General features: G+C 64.8%; 21 protein-coding genes. 9 read left to right on the top strand and 12 right to left on the bottom strand.

The window, feature by feature from the left end; translation table 11 throughout:
• The first annotated feature begins 68 nt into the window (after nucleotides 1-68).
• Complete coding sequence (locus HAP47_RS24085) at nucleotides 69-470, top strand: RidA family protein (RefSeq protein ID WP_173642478.1); 402 nt, start codon at nucleotides 69-71, stop codon at nucleotides 468-470.
• Nucleotides 471-637: 167 nt separating this feature from the next.
• Here HAP47_RS24085 and HAP47_RS24080 read toward each other — a convergent pair whose 3' ends face one another.
• Nucleotides 638-1954, bottom strand: coding sequence for a DNA polymerase IV (locus HAP47_RS24080; RefSeq protein WP_173642479.1), 1317 nt, complete (start codon nucleotides 1952-1954; stop codon nucleotides 638-640).
• Nucleotides 1933-2232: a DUF3572 domain-containing protein gene (locus tag HAP47_RS24075; protein ID WP_050425563.1), complete on the bottom strand. Its 300-nt coding sequence runs from the start codon at nucleotides 2230-2232 to the stop codon at nucleotides 1933-1935. The genes HAP47_RS24080 and HAP47_RS24075 overlap by 22 nt, the downstream gene beginning before the upstream one ends.
• Nucleotides 2233-2460: 228 nt before the next feature.
• Here HAP47_RS24075 and HAP47_RS24070 point away from each other — a divergent pair, with 228 nt between their 5' ends.
• Together HAP47_RS24070 and HAP47_RS24065 are read left to right on the top strand one after the other, a co-directional pair.
• Nucleotides 2461-2826, top strand: coding sequence for a response regulator (locus HAP47_RS24070; RefSeq protein ID WP_027538546.1), 366 nt, complete (start codon nucleotides 2461-2463; stop codon nucleotides 2824-2826).
• Between the two features lie 15 nt (nucleotides 2827-2841).
• A complete protein-coding gene (locus HAP47_RS24065; RefSeq protein WP_173642480.1) occupies nucleotides 2842-4215 on the top strand; it encodes a PleD family two-component system response regulator in 1374 nt (457 codons plus the stop codon).
• Between the two features lie 141 nt (nucleotides 4216-4356).
• Here the strand turns inward: HAP47_RS24065 and HAP47_RS24060 are convergent, their stop codons facing one another.
• Complete coding sequence (locus HAP47_RS24060; protein WP_231168353.1) at nucleotides 4357-5562, bottom strand: serine hydrolase domain-containing protein; 1206 nt, start codon at nucleotides 5560-5562, stop codon at nucleotides 4357-4359.
• A gap of 128 nt (nucleotides 5563-5690) precedes the next feature.
• A complete protein-coding gene (locus tag HAP47_RS24055) occupies nucleotides 5691-6293 on the bottom strand; it encodes a TetR/AcrR family transcriptional regulator (RefSeq protein WP_173642481.1) in 603 nt (200 codons plus the stop codon).
• 133 nt (nucleotides 6294-6426) lie between these two features.
• On the opposite strand from HAP47_RS24055, the gene HAP47_RS24050 reads away from it, so the two are divergent.
• The 3 genes from HAP47_RS24050 to HAP47_RS24040 all read left to right on the top strand — a co-directional run bounded on the left by HAP47_RS24050 (nucleotide 6427) and on the right by HAP47_RS24040 (nucleotide 9705).
• Nucleotides 6427-7659 carry an MFS transporter gene (locus HAP47_RS24050; RefSeq protein ID WP_173642482.1) on the top strand — a complete coding sequence of 411 codons (1233 nt, stop codon included), beginning with the start codon at nucleotides 6427-6429 and terminating at the stop codon, nucleotides 7657-7659.
• 448 nt (nucleotides 7660-8107) lie between these two features.
• On the top strand, nucleotides 8108-9505 hold the full coding sequence (locus tag HAP47_RS24045; RefSeq protein WP_173642483.1) for an ammonium transporter: 1398 nt from the start codon (nucleotides 8108-8110) through the stop codon (nucleotides 9503-9505).
• 2 nt (nucleotides 9506-9507) lie between these two features.
• A complete protein-coding gene (locus HAP47_RS24040) occupies nucleotides 9508-9705 on the top strand; it encodes a hypothetical protein (RefSeq protein WP_173642484.1) in 198 nt (65 codons plus the stop codon).
• Here HAP47_RS24040 and HAP47_RS24035 read toward each other — a convergent pair.
• The 7 genes from HAP47_RS24035 to topA form a co-directional block, all read right to left on the bottom strand.
• Complete coding sequence (locus HAP47_RS24035) at nucleotides 9702-10232, bottom strand: hypothetical protein (RefSeq protein ID WP_173642485.1); 531 nt, start codon at nucleotides 10230-10232, stop codon at nucleotides 9702-9704. The genes HAP47_RS24040 and HAP47_RS24035 overlap by 4 nt on opposite strands.
• Before the next feature lie 109 nt (nucleotides 10233-10341).
• Nucleotides 10342-10509, bottom strand: coding sequence for a 50S ribosomal protein L33 (gene rpmG / locus HAP47_RS24030; RefSeq protein WP_018271988.1), 168 nt, complete (start codon nucleotides 10507-10509; stop codon nucleotides 10342-10344).
• Nucleotides 10510-10637: 128 nt separating this feature from the next.
• Nucleotides 10638-11963 (bottom strand): LLM class flavin-dependent oxidoreductase, encoded by a 1326-nt coding sequence (locus HAP47_RS24025; protein ID WP_173642486.1) that lies wholly within the window; start codon nucleotides 11961-11963, stop codon nucleotides 10638-10640.
• 212 nt (nucleotides 11964-12175) lie between these two features.
• Entirely contained in the window at nucleotides 12176-12925 is a 750-nt protein-coding gene (locus HAP47_RS24020; protein WP_173642487.1) for an NUDIX hydrolase, read from the bottom strand.
• Nucleotides 12926-12961: 36 nt separating this feature from the next.
• Nucleotides 12962-13399, bottom strand: coding sequence for a DUF983 domain-containing protein (locus HAP47_RS24015; RefSeq protein ID WP_173642488.1), 438 nt, complete (start codon nucleotides 13397-13399; stop codon nucleotides 12962-12964).
• The gene (gene rnr / locus HAP47_RS24010; protein WP_173642489.1) at nucleotides 13390-15750 is read right to left on the bottom strand and encodes a ribonuclease R; all 2361 of its coding nucleotides are present in this window, start codon (nucleotides 15748-15750) and stop codon (nucleotides 13390-13392) included. Before rnr ends, HAP47_RS24015 begins: the two co-directional genes overlap by 10 nt.
• Nucleotides 15751-18522, bottom strand: a complete 2772-nt coding sequence (gene topA / locus HAP47_RS24005) for a type I DNA topoisomerase (protein WP_173642490.1) — start codon at nucleotides 18520-18522, stop codon at nucleotides 15751-15753.
• 229 nt (nucleotides 18523-18751) lie between these two features.
• On the opposite strand from topA, the gene HAP47_RS24000 reads away from it, so the two are divergent.
• A complete protein-coding gene (locus HAP47_RS24000; RefSeq protein WP_173640770.1) occupies nucleotides 18752-18994 on the top strand; it encodes a hypothetical protein in 243 nt (80 codons plus the stop codon).
• A gap of 135 nt (nucleotides 18995-19129) precedes the next feature.
• The gene (locus HAP47_RS23995) at nucleotides 19130-20170 is read left to right on the top strand and encodes an IS110 family transposase (RefSeq protein ID WP_173640214.1); all 1041 of its coding nucleotides are present in this window, start codon (nucleotides 19130-19132) and stop codon (nucleotides 20168-20170) included.
• Between the two features lie 438 nt (nucleotides 20171-20608).
• Here HAP47_RS23995 and HAP47_RS23990 read toward each other — a convergent pair whose 3' ends face one another.
• Entirely contained in the window at nucleotides 20609-21085 is a 477-nt protein-coding gene (locus HAP47_RS23990) for a winged helix-turn-helix transcriptional regulator (RefSeq protein WP_173642491.1), read from the bottom strand.
• Between the two features lie 109 nt (nucleotides 21086-21194).
• Between HAP47_RS23990 and HAP47_RS23985 the strand changes: the two genes are divergently transcribed.
• Entirely contained in the window at nucleotides 21195-21968 is a 774-nt protein-coding gene (locus HAP47_RS23985) for an SDR family NAD(P)-dependent oxidoreductase (protein WP_171947609.1), read from the top strand.
• Nucleotides 21969-22092 lie beyond the last annotated feature (124 nt).

Raw genomic sequence — 22092 nt, 5'->3', positions numbered from 1 at the left:
AACCACACTGGCCGGAACCGTCCGACACGAGTACGCTTCCCAAAACACGCGTGTCAGGGAGGCACATCATGAGCAAGCTAGACCATCTGCGCCCCAGCGGCCTGCATCACAATCCGGCTTACTCCCACGTCGTCGTCGCGTCGGGGGCGCGCACGATCTACATTTCGGGACAGGTGTCGGTCGACGAGGAGGGCCGGGTGGTCGGCGCCGGCGATCTCGCCGCGCAGACGACGCAGGTGATGCAGAACCTCGGCATGGCGTTGAAAGCCGCCGGCGCGAGCTATTCCAACATCGTCAAGATCACGACCTTCGTGGTCGACTACAGACCGGAGCTTCGCCCGGTCATCGGCAAGGCACGCTCCGCCTTCTTCGAGGGCATGGAGCCGCCGGCCTCCACGCTCGTCGGCGTCACCGCGCTCGCGGCCCCGGAATGGCTGATCGAGATCGAGGCGGTGGCCGTCGCGGATTGACGCCTCTCATGGCGCTGCTGAAGGAACCGTCACCCTGAGGAGCGCGCATCGCGCGCGTCTCGAAGGGCGACGGCCCGAGTCTTTCCGCGCATCCTTCAAGGCTCGCTCCGCTCGCACCTCCAGCGACAAAGGCGAAGCCTTTGCGCGGGGATGACGTCAACTGAGAGCTAATCCTCCGCCGGCTTTCCCGGCCCCTCATAGGCAATGCCCCGGATCACGGCGGCGTTTCCGAACTTCTTGCGCAGATTGTCGATCGCGCGTTCGGCGTGCGCCGAGCGGCGGTCGAGCATGTCGGAATCGTTGGCCTGCGCGCCCGGGCGCAGCGCGCTGACGCCGGTGCCCATCAGGCGGAAGGCAGTGCCGTCGATCTCCTTCACCAGCATCTCGCGCGTCACCGCAAAGATCTTTGCGGCCAATTGGGTCGGCGTCTGGATCGATTGCGAGCGGGTGCGCTGGCGGAAGTCGGCGGTCTTCAGCTTCAGCGTGATGGTGCAGCCCGAGAGCTCGCTGCTCTTCAGCCGCGCCGAGACCTTCTCGGACAGTTTCCAGAGCAGCTTTTCCAGCGTCGCGAAATCGCGGATGTCAGTCTCGAAGGTGGTTTCGCTGGAGATGGTCTTGGCGCCGCGATCGGGCACCACATCGCGGTCGTCGATGCCGCGCGCCAGCCGCCAGAGCCTGCGGCCTTCGCTCGCGAACTGCTTCATCAGCTCATTCTCGTCGGCGCGCTGCAGGTCGGCGATGACGCGGAAGCCGCGTTGCACGAGCTTCTCCTGAGTCGCAGGGCCGACGCCGTAGATGAAGCCGACCGGTTTGCTGGCCAGCATCTCGCGCGCCTCGTCCTGGTCGAGCGTGGCGAAGCCCCTCGGCTTGTCGAGGTCGGAGGCGATCTTGGCGAGGAACTTGTTGCAGGACAGCCCGACCGACACCGTGATGCCGATATCGCGCTCGATGTCGCGGGCGAATTTGGCGAGCACCTTGGCCGGGATCATGCCGTGGACGCGCTGCGTGCCCGAGAGATCGAGGAAGGCTTCGTCTATCGACAGCGGCTCGACCAGCGGCGTCAGCGCCTGCATGGCCTGGCGCACCTCGCGCCCGACCCGGACATATTTCGCCATGTCGGGCGGGATCACGGTGGCGTCGGGGCAGAGTTCCAGCGCCTTGAACATCGGCATCGCCGAACGGACGCCGTAGGTGCGGGCGATGTAGCAGGCAGCCGACACCACGCCGCGCTTGCCGCCGCCGATGATGACGGGGCGGTCGGCGATCTCAGGATTGTCGCGCTTCTCGACGGTGGCATAGAACGCGTCGCAGTCGATATGCGCCAGCGCCAGCGCGGGCAGGGTGCGATGACGGACCAGCCGCGGCGAGCCACAATGGCTGCATCGCTTCACCTTGATATCGAGATCGCCGAGGCAGTCTCGGCAGAAACTGAGGGGGCCGTCGGAAGCTGGCGCTGCCGTCGTCACGGCACGTCGCGCTCCCATTTCGGGTCGCCCAGCACCTGGTGGGCGGCAGCGATGTTGGTCGGGTGCAGTTCGGAGGCGGCGGCGAACGCCTTCACGGTGGCATCGTCGCGCATCACGAAATCGAGCACGCTCGCAAGAAATTGAGGATTGGAGGCAGCGTTCCGCAGCGTCTCCGGACCGATTCCGGTTTCGGCCAGGAACAAGCCCAGCCGCTCGGGATCGCCGGCAATGAAGCCCAGCGCCTGAATCGCAACGATTTCAGCGACTTCCCGGGGGTTGTGAACAGGCTTTTTCAACGCGCCGGTTTGCCTTTCCGTTAACTTATGGTCTCTAATGAGAGGCCCATCATGCCCGAGTCTTCCGCATGTGTTCAAGCAACGGAAACCACGCTGCGGAAGTTGGACTACGGGTTAACGGGTTAGAGCGATTCTGGCGCTAGTTTGAATTCACATTTTCGACGCGCTCCGCGCGCGGTGCGTGAGGTGCCGCAGCCGGGCCTGTTTCCTAAGTCTGGGAGGGACGGGATGGCCAAAACCGTCCTGATCGTGGAGGACAACGAGCTCAATATGAAGCTCTTTCGCGATCTGTTGGAAGCGCATGGCTATCAGACTTCGGGCACCAGCAATGGCTTCGAAGCGCTCGATCTCGTCCGCAAGCTGCGCCCCGATCTCATCCTGATGGATATTCAACTGCCCCAGGTTTCCGGCCTGGAGGTCACGCGCTGGATCAAGGACGATCCCGAGCTGCGCGCGATTCCGGTGGTCGCGGTCACCGCCTTCGCCATGAAGGGCGACGAAGAACGCATCCGCGAGGGCGGCTGCGAAGCCTATTTGTCCAAGCCGATCTCGGTCGGCAAATTTATTGAGACTGTCCGACGCTTTATCGGATAGGGGAGTTGTGGTGCCATGTCCGCGCGTATCCTCGTCGTCGATGACGTTCCGGCGAACGTCAGGCTGTTGGAAGCCCGTTTGTCAGCCGAATATTTCGATGTGCTGACCGCGTCCAACGGAACCGAGGCGCTGGAGATCTGCACGCGCGCGGAATGCGACATCATCCTGCTCGACGTCATGATGCCTGACATGGACGGCTTCGAGGTCTGCCGCCGGCTGAAGTCGAATCCGGCGACCCATTTCATTCCCGTCGTCATCGTCACCGCGCTCGACAGTCCCGCCGATCGCGTGCGCGGGCTCGAGGCCGGGGCCGATGACTTCCTGACCAAGCCGGTGTCCGACGTCGTGCTGATCGCGCGAGTGCGCTCGCTGACGCGGCTGAAGATGATGACCGACGAGCTGCGCATGCGCGCCATCACCTCGCTCGAGATCGGCATGCAGGCGCCCGAGCGCACCGCGATCGCTGACCGGGGAACCGGCGGCCGCATCCTGCTCGTCGATGACCGGCCGTCGTCCTATGAGAAGCTGGCGCCGATCCTTTCCGCCGAGCACACCGTCGACGTCGAAACCAATCCGGCGGAAGCCTTGTTCCACGCCGCCGAGGGCAATTACGACCTCCTGATCGTGTCGCTCAGCCTCGACAATTTCGACGGCCTGCGGTTGTGCAGCCAGGCCCGCTCGCTGGAGCGCACGCGCCAGGTGCCGATCCTCGCGGTTTCGGATGCCGACAACAACGCGCGGCTGATGCGCGGGCTCGAGATCGGCGTCAACGACTATCTGCTGCGTCCGGTCGACAAGAACGAACTGCTGGCGCGTGCACGCACCCAGATCCGCCGCCGGCGCTATACCGATCATCTGCGCGACAACGTGCAGAACTCGATCGAGATGGCGATCACCGATGCGCTGACCGGCCTCAATAACCGCCGCTACATGGAGAGCCATCTCGCGACCTTGGCGGAGCAGGCTTCGATCCGCGGCAAGCCGCTGGCGCTGATGATCCTCGACATCGACTACTTCAAGGCGATCAACGACACCTACGGCCATGACGCCGGCGACGACGTGCTGCGCGAATTCGCCGTTCGCATCCGCAAGTCGATCCGCGGCATCGATCTCGCCTGCCGCTATGGCGGCGAGGAGTTCGTGATCGTGATGCCGGAGACCGACCTGCATGTCGCGGGCATGGTCGCCGAGCGGCTACGCCGCTCGATCGCGGGCGAGCCGTTTGCCGTCAATAAGGGCGGCAAGCGGATCACGGTCACGATTTCGATCGGGCTCACCACGCTGGAGCGCAAGGGCGAGCAGGTCACCGACGTGCTCAAGCGCGCCGACACCGCGCTCTATCGCGCCAAGCACGACGGCCGCAACCGCGTGGTTTCAGCGGCGGCGTAACGCGCGTCATACCTTCCGTCATCCGTCGTCATACCCCGCGAAAGCGGGGTATCCAGTACGCCGCGGCCTCTCGTCTGAGACGACACCGCCTCTGGAATACTGGGTCACCCGCCTGCGCGGGTGACGACAGAGGAAATGAACCTATCGCCCGCGCTTCACCGCGTCATAGGCCAGCCGCTTGAACTCGAACGAGAACGGATGGACGAACGCCATCTGGCGCTGCGCCATCATGACGCCGGCCGTCCCGGTCTTCGGCGAGATCCACCACTGCGTGCCCGCGACGCCGCCCCAGTAGCACTCGCCGGCCGCGTCGGGATGATCGATCGGCGAGGGGTTGAGGATCAGGCCACCGGCAAGTCCGTGCGCCTTGCCAGGTTGCTCGCCCATCATCGCGAAGCGGATCCACTGTCCTTCGGGCAACTGGTTGGACATCATCATGGCGATCGTGTCCGGCTTCAGCAGCGTCGGTCCGCCGGGCAGCAGGCTGCGGATCAACGCGACCATGTCGGGCATCGTCGAGACCAGGCCGCCGCCGCCGTTGAGCCTTGCGACCGGGCGCAGATAGGCGCCGGGGAACGGCGCATTGTCGGTGCGGGTGAGGCCCGGCTTCATTGGCTCCATCAGATCGGCACCTGCGTAGTACGCGACAAGGCGCCCGTGATCCTGTTGCGGAACGACGAAGCCGGTATCGACCATGCCGAGCGGATCGAGGATGCGCGCCTTGATGAACTTGTCGAAGGTCTGGCCGCTGACCACTTCCACCAAGCGTGCCACCACGTCGATCGCAAGCGAGTATTCCCACGACGTGCCCGGCTGATAGATCAGCGGCAAATCGGCCAGTACGTCGACCATTTCAGCCAGGGTCGTATTGGGATTGTGCACGCCGCGCTCGTTGAGCGCCTTGAAAATGACGGTGCCGGGATCGAAGAAACCGTAGCTCAAGCCGGCGCTGTGGCTGAGCAATTGGCGGATGGTGATCGAACTCTTCGCGGGCTCGGTTTGATCGATCGACGTCGCGCCTTTCAGCAGGACCTTGCGGTTGCGGAGCTGCGGGATGAATTTCTCGATCGGATCGTCTAGTTGGAAGCGGCCATCCTCGAGCAGCAATAGCGCCGCGCAGGAGGTGATCAGCTTGGTGTTGGAGAACACCCGGAAGATATGGTCGGTGCGCAGCGGGGTCTGCGCTTCCTTGTCGGCCCATCCGACGCAACCCGTGTCGGCGATGTCGCGCCCGACCAGAACCGACCAGGAGATTCCGGACAGCAGATTGTTGTCGATATAGCGCTGCATGGCGGCGCGCGCCGGCGCGAAATCGTAGCCGGTGGCCGTCACCTTCAGATCTTCCATGGTCGTTCCCCAGTTGTGCCGCAGGTTGTCGCGCGGTCGTCAATCTCGCCGGACGGAATATCCAATCGGGTATGCCGTCGCGTGCCGTCACGCTACCAACCAAACCGGACTTGTGGACGCAACCGGATTTATCCAGTGCGCTTGTTGTCCGCAGCCGCGGCGCCGCCGACCTTGACCCCCGCATTCGCCAGCAGCACGCGGGCGGCTTCCTTGGCCGCGCGCGCCATGGCCGGATCGTCGCGCACCAGGTCCTGCGCGATCGAGCCGTCGACCAGCAGCGTCAGCTGGGTCGCAAGTGCCTCGGCCTCCGCGACGCCGAGCTGCCGCAGCAGATCGCGAAACCAGATCCGGCGGCTTTCCTTGAAGGCGACGGCGATATTGCGCACGGTACGGTCCTCGTCGTCCGGCCCGAGCTCGGCGACCGCGTTGACGAAAGGACAACCGCGAAAATCCTTCGTCGAGAACCGCCGCTCCAGCGAATCGAAGGTTGCGAGAATCTGCTCGGCCGGCGGCTTGTCGGAGGGGCGGGGCTGCACGAAGCGGCGCTGCAAATAGGCCTCGATCAGCGCGTCCTTCGACGGGAAGTGATTGTAGAGCGTGCGTTTGCTGATGCCGATCTCGGCCGCGATGGTGTCGACGCCGATGGCGCGAATGCCCTGCAGGTAGAACAGTTTGTCGGCGGTCTCGAGGATCCGCTCTTTCATGGTCTGTTTGGGAGGCGGGGAAGCCATGCGCCGGCCGTGATCCTCTTCGCTTGACAGGTCGCCCCCTGTATAGCCTAAGTACACAGGTCTGTGTAATCAAAACATGCGTGAATCGCAGGCCGTGGCACTCGTGCCGCGCCGTCATGGGAGAATAAGAACAATGCCCCTGTTGCAGGTCCTGCGTCCCACGCTTCCCATTCTGCTCGGCGCCTCCATCATGCTCACGCTGAGCATGGGGCTGCGGCAGAGCCTCGGCATCTTCATGCAGCCGCTGACGCACGACATCGGCATCTCGGTGTCGCATTTCACGCTGGCGCTGGCGGTGCAGAACCTCGCCTGGGGCTTCCTGCAGCCGCTCGCCGGCGCGATGACGGTGCGTTACGGCTTCCGCCCGATCATGGTGGTCGGTGCGCTGGCCTACATCGCGGGCCTCGTGCTGATGACGACGGCGCACGGCCTCGTCGCCATCATGATCGGCGCCGGTGTGCTGATCGGCCTTTCGCTCGCCTGCACCGCGAATGCGATCGCCATGTCGGTCGCGGCGCGCGCGGTGTCGGAGACGGTGCGTTCGACCGTACTCGGCATGGTCTCCGCCGCGGGCTCGCTCGGCGCACTGCTGTCGGCGCCGATCGGCCAGATGCTCAACGAAGGGTTCGGTTGGCGTGTCGGGCTTGCCGGATTCGTCATCCTGTCGATCGGGATGATTCCAGCCGCGTTGTACGCCGGTCGCGTCGACAAGATCCCGCTGCCGAAGCCCGCGGCCGATGATATCGGCAACGCCACGGCGGCGACCGCGGCCAAGACCGCCTTCGGCAACGCGTCCTTCGTGGTCATGACCTGCGCCTACATGGTCTGCGGCATGCAGCTTGTCTTCCTCACCACTCATCTGCCGTCCTATCTGGCGATCTGCGGACTCGATCCGATGCTGAGCGCGCAGACGCTCGGCATGATCGGCGGCTTCAACGTGCTGGGCTCGCTGTTCTTCGGCTGGGCCGGTCAGCGCTGGAACAAGCTCGCGCTGCTCGGCGGCATCTACATCCTGCGCTCGCTGGCGCTCGCCTGGTACTTCATGCTGCCGGCAACGCCGGGCTCGACGTTGCTGTTCGGCGCCATCATGGGCTTCCTCTGGATGGGCGTCGGTCCGCTGGTCGCGGGCGCGGTGGCCGAGATGTTCGGCTTGCGCTGGCAGGCGATGATCCAGGGCCTTGCCTTCATGAGCCACCAGGTCGGCAGCTTCCTTGGCGCCTATGGAGGAGGGGTGATCTACGACTCGCTCGGCTCCTACACCATGGCCTGGCGGATCGGCGTCGCGCTCGGTCTTGCCGGCGGCATCATCCAGCTCGCCTTCGCGCTGGCCCGACCGGCACAACCGCCGCTGCTCAAGGCCGCCTAGCTTCCGATCCCGGCAACCGGCGACTGCCCCATGCGAGGGCAGTCGCCGATTGCTGCCTATTTTTCCATCGATTGCTTGCTCCGAGAACGTGCAATGGAGCTCCAAGCCGCGCCGTGCACGGATTGAAGTCACAGCGTCTTCAACGCGTTACTCAGCAAGCGTCGGTGGCACGAATCTTGATTGAATTTGGCTAGAAATCGTGCCGGAACCCATCGCTGAGGTTCCGGCCTGGGGACCCATGGGAAGGGCTGGCCGCGATGAGGCTAGTCGCCGTCATTCTCCAGTCATCCGCGCACCACGGCTTTCGCCGCGCCGCCGAGCAGGGGGCGCTTGCGCCTCGCGTCCGGCCTGATGCCGCGGCCTTGCTGCTTCGCGCCGTCAACACCCGCGATGCCCGGAGCGCGCTGCGCCCATTCCGAACACCAGCATTTCTTGTGATGGGAGGACGATGATGGAGTCTGCGACATACACGCGCCCGAAGCTCGTGAGAATCCTGGTTGCTCTGCTGGGAGTGGCGGTTCTTTGCCTGCTGTTCAGCGACCTCGCGCTGGCCGAGGATGCGGCGGCACCGCCGGCCTGCGGCGGCAAGATTCTCGAGAAGTGCACGCCGAATTCCGGCGACACCGCCTGGATGCTCACGTCCGTCGCGCTCGTCCTGATGATGACGATCCCGGGGCTCGGCCTGTTCTATGGCGGCATGGTGCGCAAGAAGAATGTCGGCGACACCGTGATGACCAGCTTCGCCGTCACCTGCCTGGTCACGATCCTGTTTGCCGTCCTCACCTACAGCCTGGCGTTTCGTGCCGGCACGCCGTTCATCGGCGGTCTGGATCGGATGTTCCTCAAGGACATCCTGAGCGACATCGGCAAGGGTGGCATCGGCAATCCTAATCCGCTCGCCGCGACCATCCCTGAGTCGGTTTACATCTGCTTCCAGATGACGTTCGCCATCATCACGCCGGCGCTGATTGCCGGCGCGTTTGCCGAGCGGATGAAGTTCTCGGCGATGCTCTGGTTCATCGGGCTGTGGGCGATCTTCGTCTATGCGCCGATCGCACATTGGGTCTGGGGCCCCGACGGCATCTTCTCGGCGGGCAACGATGCTGCCTATGTCAAGGTTCTCGATTTCGCCGGCGGCACCGTGGTGCACATCAATGCCGGCGTCGCGGGCCTGATGTGCGCCATCATGCTCGGCAAGCGCGTCGAGACGGGGCCGGCGCACAACATGGTGCTGACCTTCATCGGCGCCTCGCTGCTGTGGGTCGGCTGGTTCGGCTTCAACGCCGGTTCCGCCGTCACCGCGGGGATGCAGGCCGGCATGGCCATGCTGGTGACCCAGATCGCGACAGCAGTGGCGGGCTTCACCTGGATGCTGGTGGAGTGGGCATTGAAGGGCAAGCCGACCGTCGTCGGCATCTGCTCGGGTGCCGTCGCGGGCCTCGTCGCGATCACGCCGGCCTCGGGTTTCGTCGGGCCGGTCGGCGCGTTCGCCATCGGCATCGCGGCTGGCGTCTGTTGCTACTGGGGATGCACCGGCTTGAAGCGCTTGTTCAGTTACGATGATGCGCTGGACTGCTTCGGCGTCCATGCCCTCGGCGGCATCGTCGGGGCGCTGCTGACCGGGATATTCGCGGTCGAGCAGTATGGTGGTACGGCCGGCGTTCTGGAGGGAAATCCCGGGCAGTTCATCAATCAATGCATCGGCGTCGCGACGGTTTTCGTGTATGATGCCGTCGTGAGCCTGATCATCCTGTTCGTGATCAATCTCTTCGTCGGGCTTCGCGTGACGCGCGACATCGAGCGCGAAGGGTTGGATCTGGCACTGCACGGCGAGGTCGTGCAGTAGACTTGGCGGCGTTCCGCTCAGCCGGCGATCTTCGCCGGCTGGCGCGGATCAAAGCTGTTCGAGGTGATCCGATGAACTGGTTCTATTGGAACACAGCCTGGTCGCTGTTCTTCAGCCTCATTTGGTTCATGACCATCACACACAATCCGGATGCAGAGATCGCGGACGCGCATCTGCGCGATGAGGCGTTCAAAGGCTAGCTCCGGTAGTAGCGCCACATCCTGAGGAACGTCCGGTGGATCTCGTCGGGCGTCCGGTCGAATGGCTCGAGACTGACGCGGACCACGCCGCGATGGTCCATGTGCCACGGCAGGCGCATCAGCAGCCGATAGGCCGGCCGTTTGCGCCAATCGGCCACCAGCGCGCTGCCGAGCGGCCCGTTGAGCGCGATCTGCAGTTCGTGAACGGTCATCGCGCGCTCGGCGATCTCGACAAGGTCGATGCGCGTGATGGCGCGCCAGCGAATCAGCCCGAAGGCCTGGATGAAGATGCCGTACTGGTTGGCACCGATGGTCGGACGACCGGCCTCCAGCAGGGGGATGTTGTAATAGGTGAAGCCGCCCGCCGCCGCCGCCGGCGCCAGCCAATAGATCGCGCCCGTGATCCAGCTCGCGGTCAGGAAGATCGCGGCCAAAGCGGCCGTGACATAGACCGGAAAGTAGATGTCCTCGCGGCCGTAGGCGACCGAGTAGCCGCCTGCGTTTCCCTCGTCCAAGCTTGCGATCATCTGTGCCCTGCGCCCCGGGACTCGTCCGGGAATCATGCGGGATGACGCAGGTGAGAAAGCAAAAACGGGGCCGCGAGGGCCCCGTTCGAAACGTCGGAAGCAGGCGATCTTACTTGATCTTGGCTTCCTTGAACTCGACGTGCTTGCGCGCGACCGGATCGTACTTCTTCTTGACCAGCTTGTCGGTCATGGTGCGCGAATTCTTCTTGGCGACGTAATAGAAGCCGGTATCGGCCGTCGACACGAGCTTGACCTTGATGGTGACCGCTTTGGCCATGTACAAAACCTCGAAAATGCAGGGAGTTCGGGAGCCGGCCAAATCGGCCCGCGTTTGGCCCGGAAACTAGCCAGAAACCGTCCAAAGTCAAGGATTTCCGAGCCAAAACCACCCCGATTCCGGGCCGATTACCCCCCGAAGAACTGATTTTTGGGCCGCGGCAGGCCCAAATTCTCGCGCAGGGTCCGCCCTTCGTACTCGGTGCGGAAAATCCCGCGCTTTTGCAGTTCCGGGACCACCTTGTCGACGAACTCGAACAGGCCCTGCGGCAGATAGGGGAACATGATGTTGAAACCGTCGCTGCCGCGGCCGGTCAGCCATTCTTCCATCTGGTCGGCGATGGTCTGCGGCGTGCCGACGAAGGCAAGCCCGCCATAGCCGCCGACGCGCTGGGCGAGCTGGCGCACGGTCAGCTTGTCGCGCGCCGCGACATCGACGAGGCGCTGGCGGCCGCTCTTGCTGGCATTGGTTTCCGGGATCGGCGGCAATTGCCCGTCGGGATCGAAGCCCGACGCATCGGTGCCGAGGATCACCGAGAGCGAGGCGATCGCGCTGTCGTAATGCACGCGGCTGTCGAGCAGCGCGCGCTTCTCCTTGGCTTCCTCGACGCTGTCGCCGACCACGACGAAGGCGCCGGGCAGGATCTTCAGATGCTCGGGATCGCGGCCGATCTTCTCCATGCGGCCCTTGATGTCGGCATAGAGCTTCTGTCCGTCGGCAAGGCTGCCGCCGCCGGTGAACACGGCCTCCGCTGTCTCGGCCGCAAGCTGCCTGCCGTCGTCGGATGCGCCGGCCTGCACGATGACCGGCCAGCCCTGCACGGGGCGGGCGATATTCAGCGGGCCACGCACCGAGAGATATTTGCCCTTGTGGTTGAGCACGTGCATCTTGTCGGGATCGACGAACAGCCCGGACTCGACATCGCGGACGAACGCATCATCGGCGAAGGAATCCCACAGGCCGGTGACGACGTCGTAGAACTCGCGGGCGCGCTTGTAGCGCTCGGCGTGCTCCATGTGATCGTCGAGGCCGAAATTCAGCGCCGCGTCCGGATTGGAAGTGGTGACGATATTCCAGCCGGCGCGGCCCCCGGAGATGTGGTCGAGCGAGGCGAAGCGGCGGGCGACGTGATAGGGCTCGTCGAAGGTGGTCGAGCCGGTCGCGATCAGGCCGATATTCTCGGTGACGGCCGCGAGCGCCGAGAGCAGGGTGAACGGCTCGAACGAGGTCACGGTGTGGCTGCGCTTCAGCGCATTGATCGGCATGTTGAGCACGGCCAGATGGTCGGCCATGAAGAAGGCGTCGAACTTGCCGGCCTCGAGCTTTCGGATCAGCGTCTTGATATGGTCGAAGTTGAAATTGGCGTCGGGCCAGGCCCCGGGATAGCGCCAGGCGCCGGTGTGGATGCTGATCGGCCGCATGAATGCGCCGAGCTTGAGTTGACGCTTCGCCATTGCCCCGTTCCGTCGTTGTTGTCGTTAGCGGAACAGATAGGGAGGCGTTTCGCGGCACGCCATCGGGAAGATTATTTTGTTTTTGGCCGATCTCTCGACATCGTCATTCCCGGGCTCGCGATGCGAGAACCTCAGATGCGCAATTGCGCACCGGGGAATCTCGAGATTCCGGGCTCGATGCTGCGCATCGCCCCGGAATGACGAGCCTCATATCACGCCCCCAGCACGTGCTTCTGCATCTTGCCGCCGTAGAAATGGAAGAACGGCACCGGCGCGTCGTGGCGGAGCGGGCCGGTGGCGAGACGGCGGGCGAGCTCTGCGAGCACGTTCTTGGTCATGGCGTGCGCGTCCGCGAGCGGCTCGGAGCCGATCTCGACCCACACGAGCTCGACCAGCTCGGCATCGGCATGCACCACGCCTTCGACGCGATGTGCGATCGCCGAGGCATCGGCGGTGAAGAAGCGCGTGTCGAAACGGCGGACGCGGCCGGGCGGGGTGATCGCGCGCGCGATCAGGAACAGGCCGGACGGATCGGGCAAGAGTCCTGCGTCGGCGAACGGCGCCCAAGGCCCGTCCAGCTTCGTCGTCTTCTCGACCTTGCGGCCGAGGCAGAGCCCGGTCTCTTCGCAGGCTTCGCGGATCGCGGCGTTGGCGAGCGCGCGTGCGCGGCCGGGTGTGATCTTCGGGCTGCCCTTCAACAGATTGGCTTCGAGCTCCGGTGTGATCGGGGCTGCGACCGGCACGCGGTTGTCGGCCTTGTCGACGCGGCCGCCGGGGAAGACGAATTTGCCCGGCATGAACACGACCTTGTCGTGGCGCTTGCCGACCAAGACCTTCGGCTTGGCACCGGAGCGATCGATCAGGATCAGCGTCGCCGCATCCTTCGGCCGGAAGTATGCGTGATGATCGGCTTCCTTTTCGCCCTGGTGGACGGCGGCGGCAGGGGCGGCAGCTTCAGTCATTTCATCCCTTTCATTTCTTCTTGGTGCCCGGTTTAGCTAGACCGGCGGGATGTCGCTAGGGGGATTCTCGTCAAAGCCATGCATGCGCAGGGCCCATTGCAATCCAATCACGGCTCCCTTCACCGGCTGCAACAGCGCCAGCGATGCGAACAGCGTGAACGACAGATAGATCGCAAGTTGCAGCCACACCGGCGGCGAATAGTTGGTCTCGATCCACAGCGCGGTCGGTACCACAATATGGCCGACGATGACGATGACGAGATAGGCGGGCAGATCGTCGGCGCGATGCGGTGTGAAATCGAGATCGCAGACCGGGCAATGGCCGTCGCATTTGAGAAATTTGCGGAACAGCCTGCCTTTTCCGCAGCGCGGGCAGCGGCCAAGGAACCCGCGCTTCATCGCGGTCCACACGTCGCGCTTTTCGGGCTCAGCTGGGTCGCGGGTCCAGACCACCGTGGGCGGTGTCATTTCCATGACTTGCCTCGCTTCGATTTGCCGGACGTCTGCTTCGCCGGCTTGCGGTCCTTCTTGTTGCGTGCCTTCCGTTCCTTGTGCGCTTTCTTGCCGGATCCCTTATTGGGCCCCTTGCCAAATCCCGCGCTGCGGCGCTCGGTTCCGACGCCATCGCGTTTTCTGCCGCGCGGAATTGCCTGACCGTCGGATAATAGCTCAAAGCGCAGTGCGCCCGCCACCGGCGCGGCCTCGACCAGCCGCACGTCGACGACATCGCCGAGCCGATACATGGTGCCGCTGCGCGTGCCGATCAGCGCGTGGCGAGTTTCGTCGTAGTTGAAATACTCGCTGCCGATGGTGCGGATCGGGATCAGGCCGTCGGCGCCGGTGTCGTCGAGCTTCACGAACAGGCCGGCTCGTGTCACGCCGGAAATGCGGCCCTGGAACGATGCGCCGATGCGATCGGCGAGAAAATGCGCGATCAGCCGGTCGGTGGTCTCGCGCTCCGCCTTCATCGCGCGGCGCTCGGTGACCGAAATCTGCGCGGCGATCTCGGCCAGCGTCTCCACGCTCTCGTCGGTCGGCAAGGCGCCTTCGCCAAGGCCGAGCGCGCGGATCAGCGCGCGATGCACGATCAGATCGGCGTAGCGGCGGATCGGCGAGGTGAAGTGCGCGTAGCGGCGCAGGTTCAAGCCGAAATGGCCGTAGTTCTCGGCAGAGTATTCGGCCTGCGCCTGCGAACGCAGCACCACCTCGTTGACCAGCGGTTCGTAATCCTCGCCGGCAACTTGCGCCAGCACGCGATTGAATTGCGTGGGACGCAGCGCGCCCTGCTTGGTGAAGGGCAGGTCGAGCGTCTTCAGGAATTCCTGGAGGTTGTGGACCTTCTCCTGGCTCGGCTCATCATGCACGCGGTAGATCAGCGGCAGCGCCTTCTTCTCCAGCATCTCGGCGGCGGCGACGTTGGCGAGGATCATGAACTCCTCGATCAGCCGATGCGCATCAAGCCGCTGCGGCACGGTCACCCGATCGACGGTCCCGTCCGGCTTCAGCAGGATCTTGCGCTCGGGCAGATCGAGATCGAGGGGGTCGCGCTCGTTGCGTGCGAGCTTGACCAGCTCGTAGGTCGACCACAGCGGCTTCAGGATCGGATCGAGCAGGGGACCTGTCGTGTCGTCGGGCCTGCCGTCGATCGCCGCCTGCGCCTGCGCGTAATTGAGCTTCGCTGCCGAGCGCATCAGCACGCGGTGGAATGTATGCGAGCGCTTGCGGCCGTCGGCGCCGATCACCATCCGCACCGCGAGCGCGCCGCGCGGTTCCCCCGGCACCAGCGAGCAGAGATTGTTGGAGATCCGCTCGGGCAGCATCGGCACCACGCGATCGGGGAAATACACCGAGTTGCCGCGCTGCAGCGCGTCGCGGTCGAGCGCCGAGCCGGGCCGCACGTAGAAGGCGACGTCGGCGATCGCGACATGGACGATGAAGCCGCCCTTGTTGTTCGGATCGGGGTCGGCTTCCGCGTGCACGGCGTCGTCGTGGTCCTTGGCGTCAGGCGGATCGATGGTGACGAGCGGCACGTCGCGCCAGTCCTCGCGGCCCTGCAGCGTCGCGGGTTTTGCCTCTTCGGCTTCGCGCAGCGCAGAGGACGAAAACACCTGCGGGATGTCGTGGGTGTTGATCGCGATCAGGCTGATCGCCTTCTCGCTCGCGATCGAGCCGAGCCGCTCCTTGACCCGGGCGGAGGCGAGCCCGTAGCCGCGGGTGCGGATCAGGTCGACACTGATGAGGTCGCCGTCCTCGGCGTCGCCGCTGTCGGCCTTGGCGATGTTGAGCTCGCGGCCGGCCTGCTTCTTGTCGACGGGGATCAGGCGCCCGCCTCCATCAGGGTTCTTGCGGAAGATGCCGAGGATGCGAGCGCGGCCGTGATCGATCACCTTGACGACGCGGCCGCGGTAGGGCGTGCCGTCGTGCTCGTCGGTCACCTCGACGTGGAGCAGCGCGCGGTCGCCGACGCCGGCGGTGGTGCCGGGCTTTGGCCGCCGCGGCGTCTCGATGCGGATTTTCGGGGCGGTGCCGTCTTCCGAGTCCCACTCGGCGGGCGTCGCGATCAACTCGCCGTCGCTGTCGCGGCCGGTGATGTCGGCGAGCACGGTCGGCGGCAGCGCCGCCGGCTCGTGGATCTTGCGGCGGCGCTTGGCGAGCGTGCCGTCGTCGGCGAGTTCGCGGAGGATCCGCTTCAACTCGATGCGGTCGGCGTTCTTCAGGCCGAACTCGCGCGCGATCTCGCGGGTGCCGACCTTGCCGGGATTGGCGCGGATGAAGGCGACGATGGCGTCCCGGCCCGGAAAGCCATGGTCGGGTTTTCGTTTCACTTATCCTCTTGCCTTGCCGGCGCTCTTCTTCGCGGGCGCTTTCGCTGGTGCCGATGACTTTGCAGGCGAGGTCTTGGCACCGGAGGCGACCGGCGCGCGCGCCTTGCTGGTCGCATCCGTTTTCGGCTTCGCCGCGGCCTTCTTCGACGCAGCCTTCTTGGCAGGCTTGGCCTCGGCGTCGCCGTTGGTCTCAGTCGTGTCGGACTTGGCCTTCTTGGCCTTGGCGGGCTTCTCCGCCTTTGCCTTCTTGACCTTCTTGCCGCCGCCCTTGGCCGCGCGCTCGTCGATCAGCGCGATCGCTTCCGCGAGCGTGATCTCGTCCGGGGTGCGGTCGCTCGGGATCGTCGCGTTGACGCCGCCGGCCGCGACGTAGGCGCCGTAGCGGCCGTTCTTCAGCGCGACGGCGCCGAGCGTCGGATGATCGCCGAGCGGCTTGCCCGGATCGGCGCCGAAGCGGCGGCCGCTCGGGCCCTTCGCGATCTTCTCCGCGATCAGCGTGACGGCGCGGTTCAATCCGATGTCGAAGACCTCGTCGCCGGCCTCGAGGCTGGCATAGGTCTTCTCGTGCTTCACGAACGGCCCGAACCGGCCGAGGCCGGCGGTGATCGGCTGCCCGGTCTCCGGATGCTTGCCGATCTCGCGCGGCAGCGACAACAGCTTCAGCGCCAGTTGAAGATCGACATCGGCAGGCGAGGTGCCCTTTGGAATGCCCGCGCGCTTCGGCTTCTCGCCTTCGGCGTAATCCTTCTGCTCGCCGAGCTGGATGTAGGGGCCGAACCGACCGGCCTTCACCGTGACGTCGAACCCGGAGTCGGGATCGGTGCCGAGCACCCGATCGGCGCTCTCAGCGCTGTCGGCCGCGAGCGGGCGGGTGTAACGGCATTCCGGATAGTTCGAGCAGCCGACGAAGGCGCCGAACTTGCCGGCCTTGAGGTTGAGCCGGCCGGTGCCGCAGGTCGGGCACTGCCTGACGTCGCCGCCATCCGCACGCTGCGGATAGATATGCGGGCCGAGCATCTCGTCGAGCGCATCGAGCACCTCGGCGACGCGGAGGTCCTTGATGTCGTTGACCGCGCCGATGAAGCCGCGCCAGAAATCCTGCAGCACCTGCTGCCAGGCGATCTCGTTGTTGGAGATGCGATCGAGCTGTTCCTCGAGATCGGCCGTAAAGTCGTACTCCACATAGCGCGAGAAGAAATTCTCCAGGAACGCGACCACGACGCGACCCTTGTCCTCGCCGTGCAGCCGCTTCTTCTCAAGCTTGACGTAGCCGCGGTCCTTTAAGACCTGCAGGATCGAGGCGTAGGTCGAGGGGCGGCCGATGCCGAGCTCTTCCATCCGCTTCACCAGCGAGGCTTCCGAGAAGCGCGGCGGCGGCTCAGTGAAATGCTGGGTGACGGCAAGGCTCTGGCGCTTCACCGCCTCGCCCTGGCTCATCGCGGGCAGGCGGCGTGAATCCTCGTCCTCTTCGTCGTCGCGGCTTTCCTGGTAGAGCGCGAGGAAGCCGTCGAACTTGATGACCTGACCGGAAGCGCGCAGCTCCAGCACGCGGGCGCCGGCCTTGGCCTCGATGTCGACGGTGGTGCGCTCGAGTTCGGCCGATTCCATCTGGCTCGCAATGGTGCGCTTCCAGATCAATTCGTAGAGCCGCGCCTGATCGGTATCGAGCCTTCGGCCGATGGTGGCCGGACGGCGCGACAGATCGGTCGGGCGGATCGCTTCGTGCGCTTCCTGCGCGTTCTTGGCCTTGGCCTGATATTGGCGCGGGGCATCCGGCACATAGGCGTTGCCGTAATCCTCGCCGATCACCTTGCGGGCCTGGGTGATCGCGGACGGATCGATCTGCACGCCGTCGGTTCGCATATAGGTGATGAGACCGGTGGTCTCGCCGCCGATGTCGATGCCCTCATACAGCCGCTGCGCGATGCGCATGGTGTGCGCCGGCGCGAAGCCGAGCTTGCGGCTGGCTTCCTGCTGCAGGGTCGAGGTGGTGAAGGGCGCCTGCGGATTGCGTCGGGCCGGCTTGGCCTCGACGGTCGCGACCTTGAACAGCGCGGCCTCGATCGCCTTCTTGAAGTCCTCGGCTTCCGCGCCGGAGCCGATGTCGAGCCGTGCGATCTTCTTGCCGTCGGCGCCAACCAGCCGGGCCTCGAAGGCTTCGCCGCGCGGCGTCAGCAGCGTCGCGACCAGCGACCAGTACTCACGGGGCACGAACTTCTCGATCTCGAGCTCGCGGTCGCAGACCAGCCGCAGCGCGACCGACTGCACGCGGCCGGCGGAGCGGGCGCCCGGCAGTTTGCGCCACAGCACGGGGGAGAGGGTGAAGCCGACCAGATAGTCCAGCGCGCGGCGCGCCATATAGGCGTCGACCAGCGCGCCGTCGATCTGGCGCGGCGCCTTCATGGCGTCGGTGACCGCCTGCTTGGTGATGGCGTTGAACACGACGCGCTCGACCTTCTGGTCCTTCAGCGCGCGCTTCTCCTTCATCACTTCCAGCACGTGCCAGGAGATCGCTTCGCCCTCGCGATCAGGGTCGGTCGCCAGAATCAGGCGGTCGGCCCCCTTGAGCGCCTTGGCGATGTCGTTCAGCCGGCCGGCGGCCTTGGCATCGACCTCCCAGATCATCTGGAAATTGGCGTCCGGATCGACCGAACCGTTCTTGGCCGGGAGGTCGCGAACATGGCCGAACGACGCCAGGACCTCGTAGGAGGACCCCAGATATTTGTTGATCGTCTTGGCCTTGGCAGGCGACTCCACAATGACGATATTCATGTCATTCCAATGGCTTACGGGAAATCTTGAAGGCGGGTTCCGCTAGACTCGCGGCCCGCCGTGTCGGGGCGAACATGGGTGCTGGGGCGGTCCCTGTCAAATCGCCAGATATTGAAGGGTAGGCTCAAGCTGTGGAGTTTTGATCCCAAGGGTTGAAAAATACGTCCTAGAGTTGCGGCCGGAAACCGCGTATCTCTTTATATATAGGGTGGGAATCGGATTAGGCCTTTTGAGCAACACAGGGGGTGGGCGGAAGCCCAAGCCGTCCGGCCGACGGCGACCGGAAGGCGACGACGAGCCAGGTGGGGAGGGCGGCCCGGATGACGCCCTGGTCCTGATCGCAGCGGCCGCGACCGAGCTCGCCAAACTCGCCCAGCGCCACAAATTCGAAGTCCTCGACCATCTGCTCGCGATGACCCGGCTGGAGGCCGACGAGCAATTGCGCGCGCGCAGCCGAAGGAAGCTGTCGTGAGATTCGGTGATGGGCGTGATCGCGGCCCTAGCGTCGCGCAACAATTGAGATTTGTGGTTGATGGTGTGGACGGCCCCCTACGGCATCAGTGTGCCAGAATGAGGTTGTTGCAAATCTCAGACATGGAGACCGTCCGTGAGCCAGATTATCCGCATTGGGATGGATACGTCGAAGTATATTTTTGTGTTGCATGGGGTTGATGCGACGGAGCAGGTGGTACTGCGCAAGAAGCTGTCGCGCAGACAGGTGCTGGAGTTCTTCGCCAAATTGCCGCCGACCGTGATCGGGATGGAGGCCTGCGGGGCGTCGCAATATTGGGCGCGAGAGCTTTCCAGGCTGGGCCATGAGGTGAAGCTGATGGCGCCGCAATTGGTTAAACCCTACGTGATGCGGAACAAGAATGACGGGCGGGATGCAGAAGGCCTGTGTGAGGCGATGAGCCGGCCGAGCATGCGCTTCGTACCGGTGAAGACGGCCGAGCAGCAGGCTGCGCTGATGCTGATGGGGGTCCGCGACGGATTGATCGCCCGGCGCGCCCAATTGACCAATACGATACGCGGCCATGCGGCGGAGTACGGCCTGATCGCGCCCAAGGGACTGGACGCGATCGAACCACTGCTGGCGCGGATCGCGCAGGACGAGACGCTTCCCGCTCTGGCGCGCGAACTGTTTGTGGTGCTGGGCCGGGAGCGCGTCAGGCTCGAGGGTGAGTTGGAGGCGGTTGAGGCCAAGCTGATGGCCTGGCACCGCGGCGATGCCACGGGCCGGCGCCTGGCTCAGATCCCCTCGGTCGGTCCGATCGTTGCAACCGCGCTGGTGATGAAGACACCTGATCCGGGCGCGTTCCGCTCCGGTCGTCACTTTGCGGCCTGGCTGGGATTGACACCCAAGGACCACTCCACCGCTGGCAAGACCAGGCTTGGCAAGATCACGCGGGCGGGCGATGAGGACCTGCGCCGTTTGCTGGTCGTCGGGGCCACGGCGGTGATCCAGCAGGCCAGGCGCGGACGCGGTCATCACTCGCGCTGGCTGCTGGCGCTGATCAAGCGCAAGCCGCCGAAGCTTGCGGCCGTAGCGCTCGCCAACAAGGTGGCGCGCATCGCCTGGAAGCTGATGGTGACGGGCGAGAGTTATGACGCCGCACGGCTGAATGCCGCTACGACGGGTACCGCTTAACAGATTGGCCGGCCGGCGGGCTCGCTCGTCAGCCGACCCGGAGCTGCAAGAGCAGATGGAGCGATCGATCGAGCAACGATGCGAGACAATCCGCAGGACCCATCGGCCGCCAACAGGTCGCGTGGTTGTTTGGAACTCGCATCGCGCAAACCATCTTGGCCAGCGATCCATTCGATCGCACTCAACAGGCCGGACATATGGATGCAAGCGATCCGATCAATCCCAGAAAGCTCTTGTGCCACGGGGGCCGTCCACATATGGGTCCTGGCTTTCGCCAGGACGACACCGAGTGTGTTGCGCGGCCTGCGTCCCGATGATCGTCCCTGCGAAAGCAGGGACCGTAGGGCGGATTAGCCGAAGGCGTAATCCGCCAATCTGCGATACGTGCTGTTGCGGCGGATTGCGCTTCGCTAACTGATCCGCCTACGCTGTCTGCGCCTACGTCATCATAACACGCCGCGCGCGCTTCGCCGCAGGCCGCGGCTTCAGCGTCGTATCGGCCGCCCCCAGCACGCGACCGTCCTGCGAAAGCAGTGCGAGCTTCTTCACCGGCTTGCCCTTGTCGCGGTCGACCATGATGGTCGCGATCTCGTCCGGATGGTCGTCGAATTCCTCGGTCCATTGCCGGAGTGCAACCAGGATCGGAAAGATGCCGTGGCCCTTCGGCGTCAGGACGTATTCCTGGTAGGCGCTGCCGTCGGAGGCGGGGACCATCTTCAGGATGCCGCGCTCGACCAGCGTGCGCAGCCGGGTGGTGAGGATGTTCTTCGCAAGCCCGAGGCTGGCCTGGAATTCGCCGAAACGGCGCCGGCCGAGGCTGGCGTCGCGGATGATCAGGAGCGACCACCAGTCGCCGAACACGTCGAGCGCGCGCGCCACCGGACAGCTGTCGCCTGCAAGGCTGGTTCGTTTCACGACGCTCGCTCCGAAAGTTGGGCCATCACGGTCTTGTGTGGTTGCAATATTAAACCTGATGCCCTAGGTAGGCAACGAAGTTTAATAATGCAACCAACTGGAGGCGGACATGAGACTGGCGAACAAGACGGCGTTGATCACCGGCGGCAACAGCGGCATCGGGCTTGCGACAGCAAAGCTGTTCGTGGCCGAAGGCGCCAAGGTCGTCATTACCGGGCGCAACAAGGAGACGCTCGCGGCGGCGGCGCGGGAGCTTGGACCGAACGCGCTCGCGGTGGTGGCCGATGCCACCGATGTCGCGGCGCTGGAAGCCGCGGTGAAGCAGGGCGCGGAGAAGTTCGGCAAGTACGACGTGCTGTTCGCCAATGCCGGCATTCCCGGCCAGACGCCGGTCGGCGGCACCACGCTCGCCGCATTCGAAAATGTGATCCGCACCAATCTTACCGGCGTGTTCTTCACCGTGCAGGCGGTCGCGCCCTATCTCAACGACGGCGCTTCGATCATCCTCAACGGCTCGGTAATTTCGGTGCTCGGCAATCCCGGCTACTCGGCCTATGCCGCGAGCAAGGCCGGCGTGCGCGCGATGGCGCGGGTGATGGCGTCAGAACTGTCGCCGCGCAACATCCGCGTCAACGTGGTGGCGCCGGGCGCGGTGCGTACGCCGATCTGGGGCGCTGCGATCGCAACGCCCGAGGCCGAGAAGGCGTTCGAGCAGCGGATCGGAAAGTCCACGCCGCTCGGACGCATCGGTGAACCCGATCACATCTCGAAGACGGTGTTGTTCCTGGCGTCCGACGACGCGGCACATGTGCAGGGACAGGAACTGTTCATCGATGGCGGTGCAACGGCATCTCCCGCCGGCGCGCCGATCTATCGCGGCTAATTTGTTTCGCATTGTAGAGAACGGCCGGTGTGAAGCAGTTCACACCGGCCGATTTCGTACGCGACTATCATCGCTTCGTTGTCGAAGCATGATTTCGTCGGAAGCGACTTCGCACTTTTCCGGA

The organism is Bradyrhizobium sp. 41S5 (assembly GCF_011516665.3).
Classification (GTDB): Bacteria; Pseudomonadota; Alphaproteobacteria; order Rhizobiales; family Xanthobacteraceae; genus Bradyrhizobium; species Bradyrhizobium quebecense.
Note: the sequence above shows the minus strand (reverse complement) of the source record. Positions and strands in the feature narration are given on the sequence as shown.

Excerpts from the sequence above, each read along its gene's own strand:
- HAP47_RS24085 (WP_173642478.1), top strand. The coding sequence starts at position 69 with ATGAGCAAGCTAGACCATCTGCGCCCCAGCGGCCTGCATCACAATCCG.
- HAP47_RS24080 (WP_173642479.1), bottom strand. The coding sequence starts at position 1,954 with ATGGGAGCGCGACGTGCCGTGACGACGGCAGCGCCAGCTTCCGACGGC.
- HAP47_RS24070 (WP_027538546.1), top strand. The coding sequence starts at position 2,461 with ATGGCCAAAACCGTCCTGATCGTGGAGGACAACGAGCTCAATATGAAG.
- HAP47_RS24065 (WP_173642480.1), top strand. The coding sequence starts at position 2,842 with ATGTCCGCGCGTATCCTCGTCGTCGATGACGTTCCGGCGAACGTCAGG.
- HAP47_RS24060 (WP_231168353.1), bottom strand. The coding sequence starts at position 5,562 with ATGGAAGATCTGAAGGTGACGGCCACCGGCTACGATTTCGCGCCGGCG.
- HAP47_RS24055 (WP_173642481.1), bottom strand. The coding sequence starts at position 6,293 with ATGGCTTCCCCGCCTCCCAAACAGACCATGAAAGAGCGGATCCTCGAG.
- HAP47_RS24050 (WP_173642482.1), top strand. The coding sequence starts at position 6,427 with ATGCCCCTGTTGCAGGTCCTGCGTCCCACGCTTCCCATTCTGCTCGGC.
- HAP47_RS24045 (WP_173642483.1), top strand. The coding sequence starts at position 8,108 with ATGATGGAGTCTGCGACATACACGCGCCCGAAGCTCGTGAGAATCCTG.
- HAP47_RS24035 (WP_173642485.1), bottom strand. The coding sequence starts at position 10,232 with ATGATCGCAAGCTTGGACGAGGGAAACGCAGGCGGCTACTCGGTCGCC.
- rpmG (WP_018271988.1), bottom strand. The coding sequence starts at position 10,509 with ATGGCCAAAGCGGTCACCATCAAGGTCAAGCTCGTGTCGACGGCCGAT.
- HAP47_RS24025 (WP_173642486.1), bottom strand. The coding sequence starts at position 11,963 with ATGGCGAAGCGTCAACTCAAGCTCGGCGCATTCATGCGGCCGATCAGC.
- HAP47_RS24020 (WP_173642487.1), bottom strand. The coding sequence starts at position 12,925 with ATGACTGAAGCTGCCGCCCCTGCCGCCGCCGTCCACCAGGGCGAAAAG.
- HAP47_RS24015 (WP_173642488.1), bottom strand. The coding sequence starts at position 13,399 with ATGGAAATGACACCGCCCACGGTGGTCTGGACCCGCGACCCAGCTGAG.
- topA (WP_173642490.1), bottom strand. The coding sequence starts at position 18,522 with ATGAATATCGTCATTGTGGAGTCGCCTGCCAAGGCCAAGACGATCAAC.
- HAP47_RS23985 (WP_171947609.1), top strand. The coding sequence starts at position 21,195 with ATGAGACTGGCGAACAAGACGGCGTTGATCACCGGCGGCAACAGCGGC.